The following is a 14,938-nucleotide window of genomic DNA, read 5'->3' as shown; positions in this document are numbered from 1 at the left end:
CGAGGCGATCTGTGCGATCTGTGCGATCTACGCGGGGGTGACGTCGAGGGCGTGGCCGACCAGGGCCAGCAGCGACTCGACGACCGTGATCCTGTTACGTGCGTCCATGATCACTATCGGCACCCGCGGCGGTACGGTCAGGGCCTCCCTGACGTCCTCCGCCTCGTAACCGGGCGTCCCCTCGAAGTGGTTGACCGCCACGATGTACGGCAGCCCGCAGCTCTCGAAGTAGTCCAGCGCCGGGAAGCAGTCCTCCAGCCGGCGGGTGTCGGCGAGGACGACCGCACCGATCGCGCCGCGCACCAAGTCGTCCCACATGAACCAGAAGCGCTGCTGGCCGGGGGTGCCGAAGACGTACAGCACGAGGTCGTCGTCGAGGGTGAGCCGGCCGAAGTCCATGGCCACCGTCGTGGTGGTCTTCTCGGGCGTCGCGGAGAGGTCGTCGGTCTCCTCGCTGGCCTGGGTCATCAGCGCTTCGGTCTGGAGCGGCGTGATCTCCGAGACCGAGCCGACGAACGTCGTCTTGCCCACGCCGAATCCGCCCGCCACCACGATCTTGGTCGCGGTGGGCGCGCGGGTGTGGTCGAGTTGCCAGGCCTGGAGGGCTTCCTCCGGCTGGTCCTGGGGCCGTGACGGCTGGTCCTGCGGCCCCGGCTGACGCGGGGCGAAGAGCGGCGCCTCAGAGACGGCGGAGTCCATTGAGCACCCTTTCGAGCAGTGCGCGGTCGGGCTGACCGGTGCCGTGACCGGTTCCGTACACGCGGATCTTTCCCTGGTCGGCCAAGTCGCTGAGCAGCACCCGGACGACTCCGAGCGGCATCTTCAACAGGGCCGAGATCTCCGCGACCGTACGCATCCGGCGGCAGATTTCGACGATGGCCTGGAGCTCCGGCATGACCCGCGAGGCGAGGTTGCCGTTGGTCAGCTCGCGGCGCTCCTCGGGTGCTTCGAGGGCGGCGACGAACGTCTCGACGAGCAGGACGTGCCCGAACCGGGTGCGGCCTCCGGTGAGGGAGTACGGACGGACCCGGGCCGGGCGCTTGTCGGCGCCGCGGACGGGGAGGCGGGGGGAGGGCTCGGCTGCGGCGGTCGTCACTGGGCACTCTCCATCGATTTGCGCAGCTCACTGCGGAGTTCGGGGGTGAGGACGTGTCCGGCCCGGCCGACGAAGAGGGCCATGTGGTACGCGACGACGCTCATGTCGCAGTCAGGGGTGGCGTGGACGCCGAGGAGGGAGCCGTCGCTGATCGACATGACGAAGACGCTGCCCTCGTCCATGGCGACCATCGTCTGTTTGACGCCGCCGCCGTCCATCAGCTTCGCGGCTCCGACGGTCAGCGAGCCGATGCCGGAGACGATGGTGGCCAGGTCGGCGCTGGACCCCTTGGGGCCGTCCGACGGTCCTGCCGCCTTCGCCTCGTGGTGTCCGGGGTCGGAGGAGAGCAGCATCAGCCCGTCGGACGAGACGACGGTGACCGAGTGGACCCCTGGCACCTCCTCCACGAGATTGCTCAGCAACCAGTGAAGGTTCCGGGCCTCGGTACTCAGCCCGAACGTGCTGGGCGCAGTCAACTGCGTGCCTCCTCGACTGTGTCCCCCGTCTCTCCGTTCCGGCGGTCCGTGCGGCCGCCGGTCTGCTCGGTCCCTGTGTCGTGTGCGCGGCCCGTCGCGGGCGCGGTGGTGGTCTCGTGCCCGGCGGTGCCGGTGGCTACGCCCTCGTGGTCGGCGAGGGCGATGGAGCCGGTCGACTCGGCGATCTCGGCCTCGACATCGCGCCGGCCCTCCTTCGCCGCCTGATGGAAGCTGCCCAGCCTGCGGCGCAGGTCGTCCTTGTCCAGGCTGCCGGTGCGCCCGGTGGTGGGTGTGCCCTCGGGCCGGACCACCTTGGGGGTGCGCTTGGGCAGCCCCTTGTCGGTGACCCGCCCGGCCTGCGGCTTCCGGGGTCCGGGCACGGTGTCGGCGGCGGCCTCGGCCCGGGGCGCGGGACGGAACTCGGGCCCGTCCGGGTCCTGGCCGCCCGGACCGCTCTCGGCCGGACGCTCGTGGCGGTCGGGGCCGATGGCGTACGGGTCGGAGGGCTGCGGGTCCGCGGCGGCGGCCGGGGCCGCCGGGGGCCTCGGCAGCCGGACCTGCATCGTGATCTCGGACTCCGACTCGGCGGCAGCGTCCGCCTCCGCGCCTTCCGGTGAGGCTGCGTCGGCATCGGCATCGGCGTCTGCATCTGCGGCTGCGTGGGCTTCTGCCCGCGCGTCCGCGTCGGGGCTCTGCTGCGGTACGTCGGTGGCTTCGGGCGCCCCGGGCGCCTCCGCGTCCTCGGCGGCGGGCGCGGGGCCCCGCGTACCGGCCTCGCGGATCGCCCGCTCGGCGGCGGCGATCATCGGGTCCACGGCTGGCCGGGCGGTGGCCTCCGGCGTCGTCTCGGCCGCCTGCTCGAACTCCACCGCGGGCGCCGCCTCGGGCACGGGCTCAGGCGTCGTCTCGGACCGGGCCTCAGGCGCCGACGGCTCAGGCGTCGTCTCCGGCTCAACCGCAGCACCGGGCGCCACCTCAGCACCGGCCCCCGCCCCCGTCTCCGCCTCCGGCGCTGCCGGTTCGGCGGTCGGCGGCAGCACCGGCGTACGGCTCGGCAGGGCGTTGGAGTTGGCCTCGGCCACCGAGCCCGGCAGGTTGAGCGTCGGCGCCTCGCCGGGCAGCTGCACGGCGGGCGGCGAGGAGGCCGGGAGGGAGTTGGGCAGCAGGGTCTGCGGCAGGACGACGACGGCCGTCACTCCACTCCCCTTCTGCTCGCGCAGCTGGACCCGCACACCGTGCCGGGCGGCCAGCAACGAGGTGACCTGGAGGCCGAGTCCGGCCCCGTCGGCGCTCTGCTCCCCCGCCTCGAAGGAGGCCGGGTCGGCCAGCCTCGCATTCAGCTCGCCCATCCGGACCGTCGACATGCCGATGCCCGCGTCCTGCACGGAGAGCATCACCTCGCCGGTCTCCAGCAGCCAGCCGGAGAGCTCCACATGGGAGTCCGGCGGGGAGAAGGAGGTGGCGTTCTCCAGGAGTTCGGCGAGGAGGTGGCTGAGGTCGTCGGCGGCGAACCCGGCGATCTGGGCGTGCGGCGGCAGGGACTGGATGGTGACCCGCTCGTACCGCTCGATCTCGCTGACGGCCGCGCGGGCCACGTCGACCAGCGGGATCGGGCCCGCGTGGCCGTGGCCGTGCTCGGCGCCCGCGAGGACGAGCATGTTCTCGCTGTGCCGGCGCATGACCGTGGCCATGTGGTCCAGCTTGAACAGGGTGGCCAGGCGCTCCGGGTCCTGCTCGCGCTCCTCCAGGCTCTCGATGACGCCGAGCTGGCGCTCCACGAGGCCGAGGTTGCGCAGCGAGAGGTTGACGAAGGTGTGGTGGACGGTGTTCTTGAGCCGCTCCAGCTGGGCGGTGAGCTCGGCGGTCCGCACCTGGAGTTCGGCGCGCTGGAGGGTGAGTGCCTCGCGGCCCGCGATCAGTTCGGCGCGCTCGGTGCCGAGGTCCTCGAAGCGGCCGGTGAACTCCTGCTGGAGCCCGGTCAGCCTGGCGTGCAGGGTGTTCATCGACCGGACGACCTGGGCGAACTCGTCGTTGCGGCCGGTGTAGCGGACCGGTTCGGCGCTCTCGGGCTCCTCCGCGAGGCGGGCGGCGCCGATGCGCAGGACGGCGAGCGGCTGGGTGAGGGTACGGGCGACGGCGGTGGAGACGCCGACGGCGAGCAGGAAACAGCCGCCGAGCAGGGCGATGCTCAGTTCGAGGGCGGTGACGTCGTCGTCGCGGAGCCCCTCCAGGCGCTGGACCTGGGTGGTGGAGAGGGCGGACTCGACGCCGCGCATGCGGTCGATCCGGGCGGAGAGCGCGGACTCCAGCTTCTTGGCGTTGGTGGAGCGCTCGCTGTCGGAGAGTTCGGGGCGGTCGGTGAGGCGGCCGAGGTACTTCTCGGCGCTGTTGACCTCGGGACCCGTGACGGTGGCGGAGAGCTTGTCGCGGGCGACCGGGTTCGCGGCCTGGTCGAACTCGGCGAGCGAGGCCAGTTCACGGACCCGGGCCTGCTGGGCGGCGGCGCTCAGCTCGTCGCGTACGCGGTCCGCCCGTTTGCTCTCGTCGTCCTGGGTCTCCACCGGGAGGCCGGTGAAGGGGTCGGTCTGCGGGGCGGCGGGCTCGGGGCTCGGTACGGCGAGGGCGGCGAGGAGGAGCCCGCGGGTGGCGGAGGCCTGTTCGACGGCTCCGCCGAGGGCGAGCGGGGCGCGGGTGGCGTCGGCGGCGCGCGGCGGGGTCTTCTCGGCCAGCTCGGCGGAGATGCCGTGCAGCTTGGCGATGACCTCGGAGTACGCCTGGTGGGCCTCCAGCGCCGAGCCCTTGCCGGTGAGGGCGTCACGGCGCAGGGAGGGCACGGTGGAGAGGTCGCGCCGCAGGGCCGCGGGGGCCGGTTCGTGGATCTCGTCGATCTGCTGGTCGACGCGGGTGGTGCGGGTGAGGCGGTTCGCGGCGGCGGCCTTGCCGTCATCGGTGCGGCCGCCCGCGATGTACGCGGTGACGGCGTCCCGCTCGTCGGCGAGGGAGTGCGCCAGGGTGACGGCCTGCCGGTTCAGCTCGGAGAGGGTCACCAGCCGCTGGGACTCGGCCAGGTCGGAGGAGGCGCTCAGCGCGGCGGGAGCGCCCGCCGCGAGGACGATGACCCCGACGACGGCGACCCCGGCGACCAGCCGGCTCCGCACCCGTACGGTCCGCTTGGTGGCGACCGGAGCCGGAGGCGTCGCCCCGGAACCGTCGCGCGTGCTGCCCTGGCTCCGCGGCCGCTTCTTCTGCACCGGTGCTCGCAATCTTGACTCGTCCACCCTTGAAGCAGAGGTGACGTTCGGTCACGTAGAAGGACCCCCCGCTCCTGGTACGGCTTCTGACCATTCCAGTGCTTTTGAGAGGGGGGCGCGCATCAACCGCTCCGCCACTCGAAGGAGTGAACATCACTCTTGAGTTGGCGAACAAGTCTCCCCAGGCGCGCCTCTGACCATGCATAGGGCGCGGGGTGGAACTTCGGCGCGGCCTTTGGCAAGATGCCCGCCCGCACTCCCCCGGAGCCCCGTCCTTCGCCCGCCGGGCCCGCGTTGACCTGCTGGTACGGCTGGAAACCGCCCTCGTGCGGGCTCCGTGAAGACCTCGTGCAGACTGGCTCCATGCGTCTCGAACTCGTCACCGTCCCCGGCGATCCCGAACGCCCCAACGAGGACTGGGCGTCGGCCGCTCTCCCCGCGTCCGGCCAGGGGGGAGCGCTGGTGGTGCTGGACGGTGTCACGCCGCCGGAGGGGGACAACGGTTGTGTGCACTCCGTCCCCTGGTTCACGGCCCGGCTGGGCGGCGCGCTGGTGGAACTGTCGGGTTCACGGCGAGATATGGACCTGGCCGAGATCCTGTCGGCGTCCATCAGGCGCACAGCCGACGCCCATCGGGCGACCTGTGACCTTTCTCACGTGCGTACGCCTCAGGCGACCGTGGCCCTGGCGCGTTGGGGCGAACGCGCGATCGAGTACCTGGTGCTCTCCGATGCGGTGCTCCTGCTGGAGGGGCCGGACGGCGCGGTCCGGGCGGTCCTCGACGACCGCCTCGACCGGCTGCCGCCGGGTTCGCTGGTCTCGGCGGAGGCCGTCGACGGCCGGCTGCGCAACAAGGAGGGCGGCTTCTTCACGGCGGCCGCCGACCCCGCGGTGGCCGCGCGGGCGGTGACCGGCAGCGTCCCGGTCGCCGAGGTCCGGTCGCTGGTCGCGCTGACGGACGGGGCGAGCCGGTGGACGGAGAGGTTCCACGAGGGCGACTGGACGGCGCTGCTGGCGCTGGTCCGCAAGGCGGGTCCCCAGGGGCTGGTCGACCGGGTACGGGAGCTGGAGGAAGCCGACGCGGCCGCCGGGCGCGTACGGCTGCGGCGCAGCAAGACGCACGACGACGCGACGGCGGTGTTCGCGGAGCTGTAGGGGCCCGCCCGGGTCCCCAGGGGCCGTCACTCCTCCGCGCGGGCGTTGAGCTGGTGCAGCAGCCGGGCCAGTTCCGCCACTTCGGCCCGGTCCCAGTCCGCCAGTTTGCGGACGTACTGCCCGCGCCGGGCGTCGCGGACGCTGCGGAAGCGGGCGAGGCCCTCGTCGGTGAGCCGGACGAGCCAGGCGCGGCCGTCCGCCGGGTCGGGTTCGCGGTGGACCAGCCCGAGGTCCTCCAGGGCGCGGAGCTGGCGGCTCATGGTGGCCTTGCCGACGCCGAAGTACGCCGCCAGCTCGGTGGCCCGCTGTTGGCCGGCCGACTCCAGGCGGACGAGCAAGCCGTAGGCGGCGGGCTCCAGTTCGGGGTGGACCTCGCGGGCCATCTCCCCCGAGCTGGCCCGTGCCCGGCGCAGGAAGACCGCCAGCTCGCGCTCCAGCGCCAGGAATTCGTGGTCCACACCGGTCCCGGCGGTGGCGGCCGGTTCCGGCTCGCTCTCGCTCCCTTGCACGTCAGCACCCCTCGTACGGTTTCCTGCCGATGAAAGTTTCTTCCACGGCCGGTCGACGCCGCAGCTCGGCCAGTATTTCGCAGGAGTAGACCAACGGCGGCCGCCAGGCCCCCTTCCGTGCCCGGGTCTACGTGCGTAGCGTGAATTTCGGCTCGCCTGACATGAGCACGCCACTTCACCGTTCACGCCTCGGAGGCACACCCATGCCCACGCCACTGCACCGCCACAGACCCGCCCCCTCCCACCACTTACGCCGCTCGCGCTTCGCCGCACCGTGGATCCTTCTGGCCGCCCTCGCCCTCCCCCTCGCCCTCCCGGGCGCCGCCACCGCGGCCGACGCCGCCGACTCCCCTCCGGCCCGCGGCACCGCCAGGATGGGCCAGGGCGTCATCCCGCACGACGGCCAGGGAGGGCTGCCCCGCGATCCCCGGGCCGTCCAGACCGAGGGCGTGGACGTCAGCAGCCACCAGGGCGACGTGGCCTGGCAGACCCTGTGGAACAGCGGAGTGAAGTGGGCCTACGTGAAGGCCACCGAGGGGACGTACTACAAGAACAACTACTTCGCGCAGCAGTACAACGGCTCGTACAGCGTCGGCATGATCCGCGGCGCGTACCACTTCGCCACCCCCAACACGGCGAGCGGCGCCGCGCAGGCGCACTACTTCGTGGACAACGGCGGCGGCTGGTCGCGGGACGGCAGGACCCTGCCGGGCGTTCTCGACATCGAGTGGAACCCGTACGGCGCCCAGTGCTACGGGCTCAGCCAGGCCGCGATGGTCAACTGGATCCGGGACTTCACGAACACCTACCGGGCGCGCACCGGCCGGGACGCGGTCATCTACACCGCGACCAGCTGGTGGAAGGACTGCACCGGCAACAACGCGGGCTTCGGCGCCACCAACCCGCTCTGGGTGGCCCGGTACAACACGACGGTCGGCGAGCTGCCGGCGGGCTGGCCCGTCCACACGATGTGGCAGTACACCTCGACCGGCCCCACGGTCGGCGACCACAACCGCTTCAACGGCGCCCTCGACCGCGTACAGGCACTCGCCAACGGCTGACCCCTCCCGAGCCCGCCCCGGTGATCCCATCCCAGGTCACCGGGGTTTCGCGCTGCCTCGCACCCCACTATGCACTCGACGTATACGCACTATGTATAGTCATCGGCGTACCGCACACCTGTGCGGATTTTCCGCGCTGAGGAGTGGTGTGCCGTGCCCAAGAAGACAGGCCTGCTCGGCGGTGGGTTGGCCGCCGCCCTGGTGGCGACGCTCACACTGGCGCTCGGCGGCTGCTCCATGGAGACGACGGCGCCGGGTTCGGCGCGGCAGGACGCGGCCGCCGACGCCAAGGGCGCCTTCGGGCGGGCGGACTGCCGGAAGGCGAAGTGCATCGCCCTCACCTTCGACGCCGGGCCGGGCAAGGACACCCCGGAGCTGCTGGACATCCTGAGGGAGAGGAAGGTCCACGCGACCTTCTTCCTGCTGGGCAAGCACCATGTCGTCAAGCACCCGGACACCGTGCGGCGCATCCAGGACGAGGGGCACGAGGTCGCCAACCACACCTGGACGCACAAGATCCTGACCGACCAGGAGCCGGACGCGATACGGGCCGAGCTGGAGAAGACCCAGGTGGCGATCGAGAAGATCACCGGGAAGAGGCCCCGGCTGATGCGTCCGCCGCAGGGCCGCACCGACGACACGGTCTCGGAGATCAGCAAGGAGCTGGGGCTCTCCCAGGTGCTGTGGAACGCCACCGCCAAGGACTACTCGACCGACGACTCCGCGCTGATCACGAAGCGGATCCTGGACCAGGCGGCCAAGGACGGCGTCATCCTGCTCCACGACATCTACCCGGGCACCGTGCCCGCCGTGCCCGGGATCGTCGACGCGCTCCAGAAGGACGGCTACACCTTCGTGACCGTCCCGGAGCTGATGGCCCCCGCCGAGCCGGTGCCGGGCACGATCTACCGCCCCTGAGCGCCCGGTTGCCGTACACACCTCCCTTGAACACCGTGTCGCCGTACATGCGGAACGGCCCGCCCCCGTCGACTCGGGAAGCGGGCCGTCCGTACCGGCCGTGGCAGGCACCGCGCCCGTCACGCGTGGCGGTCAGGCCGCGGCCGGGATCCTTTCCTCGGCCCTGGCCGAAGCCGGGGAGAGGGCGATCTCCAGCACCTGGCGGACGTCGGTGACCGGGTGGACGTCCAGCTTCTCCAGCACCTCGGCCGGGACGTCGTCCAGGTCGGCCTCGTTGCGCTGGGGGATCACCACGGTGGTGATGCCCGCGCGGTGGGCCGCCAGCAGCTTCTGCTTCAGGCCGCCGATCGGGAGCACCCGGCCGGTCAGCGACACCTCACCGGTCATCGCCACATCCGTACGGACCAGCCGTCCGGAGAGCAGCGAGGCCAGCGCGGTCGTGAGCGTGATGCCCGCGCTCGGGCCGTCCTTGGGGACCGCGCCCGCCGGGAAGTGGATGTGCACGCCCCGGTCCTTGAGGTCGGCGACCGGAAGCTCCAGCTCCGCGCCGTGCGACCGCAGGAAGCTCAGCGCGATCTGGGCGGACTCCTTCATGACGTCGCCGAGCTGACCGGTCAGGGTCAGTCCGGACGCCCCGGTCTCCGGGTCGGCGAGCGACGCCTCGACGAAGAGCACGTCACCGCCTGCGCCGGTCACCGCGAGCCCGGTGGCCACGCCCGGCACGGCGGTGCGGCGCTCGGCCGGGTCCTGGGCGGACTCGGGCACGTGGTGCGGGCGCCCGATCAGGCCGCGCAGGTCGGCGTCGGTCACCGTGAACGGCAGCTCGCGGTCGCCCAGTTCGTGCTGGGCCGCGACCTTGCGGAGCAGCCGGGCGACGGCCCGCTCCAGATTCCGTACGCCCGCCTCGCGGGTGTACTCGCCGGCCAGCTTGCGCAGCGCCGACTCCTCCAGGGCGACCTCGTCCTTCTCCAGACCCGCTCGTTCCAGCTGGCGCGGGAGCAGGTGGTCGCGGGCGATGACGACCTTCTCGTCCTCGGTGTACCCGTCCAGCCTGACCAGCTCCATGCGGTCCAGCAGGGCCTCGGGGATGGCTTCGAGGACGTTGGCGGTGGCGAGGAAGACGACGTCGCTGAGGTCGAGTTCGACCTCCAGGTAGTGGTCGCGGAACGTGTGGTTCTGCGCGGGGTCGAGGACTTCGAGGAGGGCGGCGGCCGGGTCGCCCCGGAAGTCGGAGCCGACCTTGTCGATCTCGTCGAGGAGGACGACCGGGTTCATGGAACCGGCCTCCTTGATGGCCCGCACGATGCGTCCGGGGAGGGCACCCACGTACGTACGCCGGTGGCCCCGGATCTCCGCCTCGTCCCGGACACCGCCGAGCGCGACGCGGACGAACTTACGCCCCATGGCGTGCGCGACGGACTCCCCGAGCGAGGTCTTGCCGACGCCGGGCGGCCCGACGAGGGCCAGCACGGCACCGCCACGGCGCCCGCCCACGACACCCAGCCCCCGGTCGGCACGCCGCTTGCGTACCGCGAGGTACTCGGTGATCCGCTCCTTCACATCGGCGAGACCGGCGTGCTCGGCGTCCAGGACGTCCTGGGCGCCACGGATGTCGTAGGAGTCTTCGGTGCGTTCGTTCCACGGAAGTTCGAGGACGGTGTCCAGCCAGGTGCGGATCCACGACCCCTCAGGAGACTGGTCGCTGGACCGCTCCAGCTTCTCGACCTCCTTGAGCGCGGCCGTACGGACGTGCTCGGGCAGGTCGGCGGCCTCGACGCGGGCCCGGTAGTCGTCGGACTCGTCCTCCGGGTCGCCGTTGAGCTCGGAGAGCTCCTTGCGTACGGCGTCCAGCTGGCGGCGCAGCAGGAACTCGCGCTGCTGCTTGTCCACGCCCTCCTGGACGTCCTTGGCGATGGACTCGGCGACATCCTGCTCGGCGAGGTGCTCGCTCAGCCACTGGATGGCGAGCTTGAGGCGCGCGATCGGGTCCACGGTCTCCAGGAGCTGGACCTTCTGCGCGGTGGTGAGGAACGGCGAGTATCCCGAGTTGTCGGCGAGCGCGGAGATGTCGTCGATCTGCTGGACCCGGTCCACGACCTGCCAGGCGCCGCGCTTCTTCAGCCAGCTGGTGGCGAGCGCCTTGTACTCCTTGACCAGCTCGGCGGCCGAACCGGGCAGCGGATCGGGCACGACAATGTCGAGAACGGTCCCCTCGACCCAGAGCGCCCGCCCCGGACCGCTGGTCCCGGCCCCGATACGGACCCGGTCACGCGCCCGGATGAGCGCCCCCGGGTCGCCGTCCGACAGGCGTCCGACCTGCTCGACGGTCCCGAGGACACCGGTCCCCGTGTACGTCCCGTCGATCCGCGGGACCAGCAGCACCTCGGGCTTGCCGCCGCCGGGACGGGCAGCGGCCTGCGCGGCCTCGACGGCGGCGCGCACCTCGGTGTCGGACAGGTCCAGCGGCACCACCATGCCGGGCAGGACGACCTCGTCGTCGAGTGGCAGCACGGGCAGGTCGATCGGTGTGAACGCCTTGGACTCGTTAGTCATGATCTCCCCTTCGGCAGGCAAGTTGAGCTATGTGGACTCAATGCTTGTGAGCCGCCGAATGTTCCCCGCGCGGTGTTCGCTGTGAGCGATCAGACGATCGCGCCTCCTGCCGGCACCTGTCCACGGGAGCGTCCGGCGGGGAACGGCTATTCCCCCGGATCGCTCTCTCACCCGGTGAACCGACCGAAGGGGACCCGGCCGTCGATAGGGAGGGGGTGAGGCTGTTGCGCCCTACGCCGAGGACCGGGTGCCGGCGGGCCTGGAGCACGGGGACGTGGGCACCGCGCCGTCCGGGATCTCGCCGGAACTGCGTGAGGCCCTGCGCGCCACGGTCGTGGACCGCCTCTCCACCCGGGAGGCCGCCGCGCTGCTCTGCATCCCCGAGGGCACGGTCAAGACCCGCGCGATGCGGGCCCGGCCCGAACTGCGGGCCGCGCTCGGACGGCGAAGCGCTGGGAGGCACGGCATGAGGCGGGAGCGTCCGGGCCGGGGCCCGGTCTGGCACGTGGAGGGTGAGCTGGCCACGCGGCACGCGGGCGCCGCCCCACCCGCGTACGCCGAAACCGTCACAAGCGCAGGCGCGGGGACCACGGGGGCGCCCCCACGTCTGTCTCGGGCTACCCGGGTGCTGTGGGCGGCCGGGCCCGCCCTGCGTGGGGCCTGGCTGGTGGCGCTCGGGGGGGGCGTCCCGAGGCCGTTGCGCTGTCGTACGGGGCCGGGCCCGGGGCCTCCGTGCGGCCGTTGCTGCTGGTGACGGCGCCGGTGCTGCCGTTCGCCGGGGTCGCCCTGTTCTACGGGCGGCACGCCGATCCGCTGTACGAGGTCGCCACCTCGACCCCGTCCGGCGGGCTCCGGCTGCTGCTGATCCGGGCGGCGGCGGTCCTCGCGGTGAGCGTCCCGGCGCCGACCGGCCTGATCGCGGAGGACGCCGTGGAGCCCCGGCACACCCAGCCCGATCACGGAGGACCCCGCGCAGCCCCAACAACACCCGCCCCCGGAGACACCCGCCCGGGGACATCGCGTGAAGCATTCGTGAAGATCAAAGCCGCCCAGGACACGGCCACCGCTCTCCTAGAATCCGGCCCATGGAGCCCGACACCACCCAGACCTACACCCGCACGGCCCTTCCCCCCGCCCCCGTCACCCTGGACCGCCGGGAAGGCCCCTTCGGCGAGGTCGTCCTGCGGGAGCGCGGGGAGCACTTCGAGATCATCGCCAACGGCTGCTTCCTGATGGACACCTCCGACGGGCGCTCCGAGCGACTGCTCATCGACGCCGCCCTGGGCGCCCTGCCCGCCGGGCGCACCGGCCCCTCCGTGCTGATCGGCGGGCTCGGCGTCGGCTTCTCGCTGGTGCGGGCCGCCGAGGAGGAGCAGTGGGGGCGGATCGTGGTCGTGGAGCGGGAGCAGGCCATCGTCGACTGGCACCGGGAAGGGCCGCTGGACCGGATCTCGGGGGCGGCGCTGGCCGACGGGCGGATCGAGGTGCTCCACACGGATCTGGTCGCCCACCTCCGTACCGCCACGGAGCGTTACGACGCACTCTGCCTGGACATCGACAACGGGCCCGACTGGACCGTCACGGAGGACAACGGGAGCCTCTACTCCCCCACCGGGCTGGCCCACTGCCACGACCGGCTGACCCCGGGCGGCGTGCTCGCCGTCTGGTCCGCGCAGCCGTCGCCGGCCTTCGAACAGGCGTTGCGGAATGCCGGGTTCACCAGGGTTAGGACCGAAGAAGTGGCTGTTGCCCGAGGTGTGCCGGACGTGGTCCATCTCGCATCGAGGAGCCTCTGAAAGGTCCGCGGAGCCCCCTCCCGGTATGTACGGGTCCGGTAGGAGACGGGGCAACCTTCACAAGGCCGACGATCCGCCGCCCCGCGGGAGCCGAACTCGCACCTCCGGGGCAACACCCTGCGTAGCCGAGAGCCCTCCGCTGCCTTTACGCTGCTGACCGGCACATAGGGATCACCCAGAAATCCACGAGCGAAGACCGTGCCTCGCGGGGGTTCACCCGCCGCGAGAACGGGCAGGGGCGGGGCGATGGAACAGACACACACCACCCACAACGGCGTCGCGGCCACCCCAGGGGCTCAACGCCGGGTGCTGGTGGTCGAGGACGACGCCACGATCGTCGACGCCATTGCCGCCCGGCTGCGGGCGGAGGGCTTCCTGGTGCAGACCGCACTGGACGGGCCCGCGGCCGTGGACGCGGCCGAGGCGTGGCAGCCCGATCTGATGGTGCTGGACATCATGCTCCCCGGCTTCGACGGCCTGGAGGTCTGCCGCCGGGTGCAGGCGCAGCGCCCGGTGCCGGTGCTGATGCTGACCGCGCGCGACGACGAGACCGACATGCTGGTCGGGCTCGGGGTCGGCGCCGACGACTACATGACCAAGCCGTTCTCCATGCGGGAGCTGGCCGCCCGGGTGCACGTCCTGCTGCGCCGGGTGGAGCGGGCCGCGCTGGCCGCCGTCACGCCGCGGAGCGGGATACTGCGCCTCGGCGAGCTGGAGATCGACCACGCGCAGCGCCGGGTCCGGGTCCGCGCCGAGGATGTCCACCTCACGCCGACCGAGTTCGACCTGCTGGTCTGCCTGGCCAACACCCCGCGCGCGGTGCTCTCCCGTGAGCAGCTGCTGGCCGAGGTCTGGGACTGGGCGGACGCCTCCGGGACCCGTACGGTCGACAGCCACATCAAGGCGCTGCGCCGCAAGATCGGCGCCGAGCGGATCCGTACGGTGCACGGCGTGGGGTACGCCCTGGAGACCCCGGCCCCATGACCCGGCCGGGGTCGGGGATGCGGCCCTTCTCCATCAAGGCCAAGCTGGGCACGCTCGTCGTGGTCTCGGTGTTCATCACGACGGGTCTGCTGATCGTGGCCTTGCGGACCCGGACCGAGTTCCAGTTCATCACCGTGTTCTCGGTGATCGCGACGCTGCTGATCACCCAGTTCGTGGCGCACGGCCTGACCGCGCCGCTGGACGAGATGCGGGCGGTGGCCCGGTCGATCTCGCACGGCGACTACACGCGCCGGGTGAGCGGCGCCGGGCGGCGGGACGAGCTGGGCGACCTGGCCCAGACGATCAACCGCATGGCGGACGACCTGGAGGCGGAGGACCGGCACCGCAAGGAGCTGGTCGCCAATGTCAGCCATGAGCTGCGCACCCCCATCGCGGCGCTGCGGGCCGTGCTGGAGAACGTGGTGGACGGGGTCTCGGCCGCCGATCCCGAGACGATGCGTACGGCGCTGAAGCAGACGGAGCGGCTGGGCCGGCTGGTGGAGACGCTGCTGGACCTGTCCCGGCTGGACAACGGGGTGGTGACGCTGAAGGCGCGCCGCTTCGAGGTGTGGCCGTACCTTTCGGGCGTACTGAAAGAAGCCAATCTCGCCGCGTCCCAGCGCCACCTGTCGTCGGGTTCGGGCAACCACTCCCGTACGGATGTCCATCTGCATCTGGACGTCTCGCCGCCGGAGCTCACCGCGCACGCGGACGCGGAGCGGCTGCACCAGGTGGTGGCCAATCTCATCGACAACGCGGTCAAGCACAGCCCGCCGCACGGCCGGGTGACGGTCCTGGCCCGGCGCGGGGCCTACCCGGAGTCGCTGGAGCTGGAGGTCGTCGACGAGGGCCCCGGCATCCCGGAGGCTGAGCGCTACCGGGTCTTCGAGCGGTTCAACCGGGGCCAGGCCCCCTCACCGCACGGTCCGGGCAGCGACGGCGGTACGGGACTGGGCCTGGCGATCGCCCGCTGGGCCGTCGATCTGCACGGCGGCCGGATCGGTGTGGCCGAATCCGCTCGGGGCTGCCGCATCCAGGTCACACTTCCGGGGCTGGCCGAGCGACGCGGTTGACGACCCCGTTGACATAGGGTTCGAACCGGAGGGGGCACGTTGTCCGTGTCCTCCCTGTAGGGGATC

At 72.1% G+C, this 14,938-nt stretch carries 12 protein-coding genes and 1 pseudogene; 7 read left to right on the top strand and 6 right to left on the bottom strand.

What is annotated here, in order from left to right:
- Positions 1 to 27: 27 nt before the first annotated feature.
- The 4 genes from GTY67_RS24280 to GTY67_RS24265 are packed head-to-tail and all read right to left on the bottom strand — an operon-like array spanning position 28 to position 4,823.
- The gene (locus GTY67_RS24280; protein WP_093691507.1) at positions 28 to 699 is read right to left on the bottom strand and encodes an ATP/GTP-binding protein; all 672 of its coding nucleotides are present in this window, start codon (positions 697 to 699) and stop codon (positions 28 to 30) included.
- Positions 680 to 1,096 (bottom strand): DUF742 domain-containing protein, encoded by a 417-nt coding sequence (locus tag GTY67_RS24275; RefSeq protein WP_015611323.1) that lies wholly within the window; start codon positions 1,094 to 1,096, stop codon positions 680 to 682. Before GTY67_RS24275 ends, GTY67_RS24280 begins: the two co-directional genes overlap by 20 nt.
- Complete coding sequence (locus GTY67_RS24270) at positions 1,093 to 1,572, bottom strand: roadblock/LC7 domain-containing protein (RefSeq protein ID WP_093691505.1); 480 nt, start codon at positions 1,570 to 1,572, stop codon at positions 1,093 to 1,095. Before GTY67_RS24270 ends, GTY67_RS24275 begins: the two co-directional genes overlap by 4 nt.
- A complete protein-coding gene (locus GTY67_RS24265) occupies positions 1,569 to 4,823 on the bottom strand; it encodes a nitrate- and nitrite sensing domain-containing protein (RefSeq protein ID WP_161280290.1) in 3,255 nt (1,084 codons plus the stop codon). The genes GTY67_RS24270 and GTY67_RS24265 overlap by 4 nt, the downstream gene beginning before the upstream one ends.
- A gap of 363 nt (positions 4,824 to 5,186) precedes the next feature.
- On the opposite strand from GTY67_RS24265, the gene GTY67_RS24260 reads away from it, so the two are divergent.
- Positions 5,187 to 5,978 carry a protein phosphatase 2C domain-containing protein gene (locus GTY67_RS24260; RefSeq protein WP_161280289.1) on the top strand — a complete coding sequence of 264 codons (792 nt, stop codon included), beginning with the start codon at positions 5,187 to 5,189 and terminating at the stop codon, positions 5,976 to 5,978.
- A gap of 26 nt (positions 5,979 to 6,004) precedes the next feature.
- Here the strand turns inward: GTY67_RS24260 and GTY67_RS24255 are convergent, their stop codons facing one another.
- A complete protein-coding gene (locus GTY67_RS24255; protein ID WP_161280288.1) occupies positions 6,005 to 6,487 on the bottom strand; it encodes a MarR family transcriptional regulator in 483 nt (160 codons plus the stop codon).
- A gap of 203 nt (positions 6,488 to 6,690) precedes the next feature.
- On the opposite strand from GTY67_RS24255, the gene GTY67_RS24250 reads away from it, so the two are divergent.
- Positions 6,691 to 7,548, top strand: a complete 858-nt coding sequence (locus GTY67_RS24250) for a lysozyme (RefSeq protein ID WP_202462331.1) — start codon at positions 6,691 to 6,693, stop codon at positions 7,546 to 7,548.
- Between the two features lie 153 nt (positions 7,549 to 7,701).
- Positions 7,702 to 8,466 carry a polysaccharide deacetylase family protein gene (locus GTY67_RS24245; protein WP_161280287.1) on the top strand — a complete coding sequence of 255 codons (765 nt, stop codon included), beginning with the start codon at positions 7,702 to 7,704 and terminating at the stop codon, positions 8,464 to 8,466.
- 132 nt (positions 8,467 to 8,598) lie between these two features.
- On the opposite strand, the gene lon is transcribed toward GTY67_RS24245, so the two are convergent.
- The gene (gene lon, locus GTY67_RS24240) at positions 8,599 to 11,019 is read right to left on the bottom strand and encodes an endopeptidase La (RefSeq protein ID WP_093691493.1); all 2,421 of its coding nucleotides are present in this window, start codon (positions 11,017 to 11,019) and stop codon (positions 8,599 to 8,601) included.
- A gap of 220 nt (positions 11,020 to 11,239) precedes the next feature.
- Between lon and GTY67_RS24235 the strand changes: the two are divergent.
- The 4 genes and pseudogenes from GTY67_RS24235 to GTY67_RS24220 all read left to right on the top strand — a co-directional run.
- Positions 11,240 to 11,464 (top strand): annotated as a pseudogene (locus tag GTY67_RS24235) (sigma factor-like helix-turn-helix DNA-binding protein); the annotation flags it as partial.
- Positions 11,465 to 12,104: 640 nt separating this feature from the next.
- Positions 12,105 to 12,815: a spermidine synthase gene (locus GTY67_RS24230; RefSeq protein ID WP_161280286.1), complete on the top strand. Its 711-nt coding sequence runs from the start codon at positions 12,105 to 12,107 to the stop codon at positions 12,813 to 12,815.
- 246 nt (positions 12,816 to 13,061) lie between these two features.
- The gene (locus GTY67_RS24225; RefSeq protein ID WP_015611314.1) at positions 13,062 to 13,799 is read left to right on the top strand and encodes a response regulator transcription factor; all 738 of its coding nucleotides are present in this window, start codon (positions 13,062 to 13,064) and stop codon (positions 13,797 to 13,799) included.
- A complete protein-coding gene (locus tag GTY67_RS24220) occupies positions 13,796 to 14,872 on the top strand; it encodes a HAMP domain-containing sensor histidine kinase (RefSeq protein WP_093691485.1) in 1,077 nt (358 codons plus the stop codon). The genes GTY67_RS24225 and GTY67_RS24220 overlap by 4 nt, the downstream gene beginning before the upstream one ends.
- Positions 14,873 to 14,938: the final 66 nt, after the last annotated feature.

This window comes from Streptomyces sp. SID8374 (genome assembly GCF_009865135.1).
Classification (GTDB): Bacteria; Actinomycetota; Actinomycetes; order Streptomycetales; family Streptomycetaceae; genus Streptomyces.
The sequence above is the reverse complement of the archived record's forward strand: the minus strand, read 5'-3'. Positions and strand labels throughout refer to the sequence as shown.

Bases quoted from the DNA above. Each gene is read 5' to 3' on its own strand.
- GTY67_RS24250 (WP_202462331.1), top strand. From the start codon at position 6,691: ATGCCCACGCCACTGCACCGCCACAGACCCGCCCCCTCCCACCACTTA.
- lon (WP_093691493.1), bottom strand. From the start codon at position 11,019: ATGACTAACGAGTCCAAGGCGTTCACACCGATCGACCTGCCCGTGCTG.
- GTY67_RS24260 (WP_161280289.1), top strand. From the start codon at position 5,187: ATGCGTCTCGAACTCGTCACCGTCCCCGGCGATCCCGAACGCCCCAAC.
- GTY67_RS24225 (WP_015611314.1), top strand. From the start codon at position 13,062: ATGGAACAGACACACACCACCCACAACGGCGTCGCGGCCACCCCAGGG.
- GTY67_RS24230 (WP_161280286.1), top strand. From the start codon at position 12,105: ATGGAGCCCGACACCACCCAGACCTACACCCGCACGGCCCTTCCCCCC.
- GTY67_RS24220 (WP_093691485.1), top strand. From the start codon at position 13,796: ATGACCCGGCCGGGGTCGGGGATGCGGCCCTTCTCCATCAAGGCCAAG.
- GTY67_RS24280 (WP_093691507.1), bottom strand. From the start codon at position 699: ATGGACTCCGCCGTCTCTGAGGCGCCGCTCTTCGCCCCGCGTCAGCCG.